This is a genomic window from Dyella choica, assembly GCF_003977665.1.
Lineage (GTDB): Bacteria > Pseudomonadota > Gammaproteobacteria > Xanthomonadales > Rhodanobacteraceae > Dyella_B > Dyella_B choica.
Map to the genome: position 1 here is coordinate 1 of NZ_RYYV01000065.1, position 1192 is coordinate 1192.

At 63.3% G+C, this 1192-nt stretch carries 1 protein-coding gene; it reads right to left on the bottom strand.

Translation table 11 applies throughout. From position 1 onward, the window contains the following. Positions 1-1191: an elongation factor Tu gene (tuf, locus tag EKH80_RS23695; protein WP_126687256.1), complete on the bottom strand. Its 1191-nt coding sequence runs from the start codon at positions 1189-1191 to the stop codon at positions 1-3. Between the last annotated feature and the right edge of the window lies 1 nt (position 1192).

Consider the following 1192-nt stretch of genomic DNA (forward strand, 5'->3'; position numbering starts at 1 on the left):
TTACTTGGTGATCTTGGCGACGACGCCGGCGCCCACCGTACGGCCGCCTTCACGGATCGCAAAGCGCAGGCCTTCGCTCATCGCGATCGGGGCAATCAGCTCGACCGAGATCTTCACGTTATCGCCCGGCATCACCATCTCCGTGCCTTCCGGCAACTTGATCGCGCCAGTCACGTCCGTCGTACGGAAATAGAACTGCGGGCGGTAGTTGCTGAAGAACGGGGTATGACGACCACCCTCTTCCTTCGACAGGACGTAGATCTCGCCTTCGAAGTTCGTGTGCGGGGTGATCGAACCGGGCTTGGCCAGCACCTGGCCGCGCTCCACGTCTTCGCGCTTCGTGCCGCGCAGCAGCAGACCCACGTTGTCGCCTGCCTGACCCTGGTCCAGCAGCTTGCGGAACATTTCCACGCCGGTCACCGTCGTCTTGACCGTCGGCTTCAAACCCACGATCTCGATTTCGTCGCCGACCTTGATGATGCCCGTCTCCACGCGACCGGTTACCACCGTGCCGCGACCGGAGATCGAGAACACGTCTTCCACCGGCATCAGGAACGGCTTGTCCAGCACGCGCACCGGCTCGGGGATGTAGCTGTCCAGCGCGTCCACCAGCGCAATGATCGCCGGCACGCCGATTTCCGACTGGTCGCCTTCCAGCGCGAGCTTCGCCGAACCCTTGATGATCGGCGTGTCGTCGCCCGGGAATTCATACTTCGACAGCAGCTCGCGCACTTCCATTTCCACCAGCTCGAGCAGCTCGGCGTCGTCCACCATGTCGGCCTTGTTCAGGAACACGACGATGTACGGCACGCCCACCTGGCGGCTCAGCAGAATGTGTTCGCGCGTCTGCGGCATCGGGCCGTCCGCGGCCGAGCACACCAGGATCGCGCCGTCCATCTGCGCCGCACCCGTGATCATGTTCTTCACGTAGTCGGCGTGGCCCGGGCAGTCCACGTGTGCGTAGTGACGGTTCGGCGATTCGTATTCCACGTGCGCCGTCGAGATCGTGATACCGCGCGCCTTTTCTTCCGGCGCCGCGTCGATCTGGTCGTAGCCCTTGAACTCACCGCCGAAACGTTCCGCACCAACCTTCGTCAGCGCCGCCGTCAGCGTCGTCTTGCCGTGGTCCACGTGACCGATCGTGCCCACGTTCACGTGCGGCTTGGTGCGTTCGAATTTACCCTTTGCCATG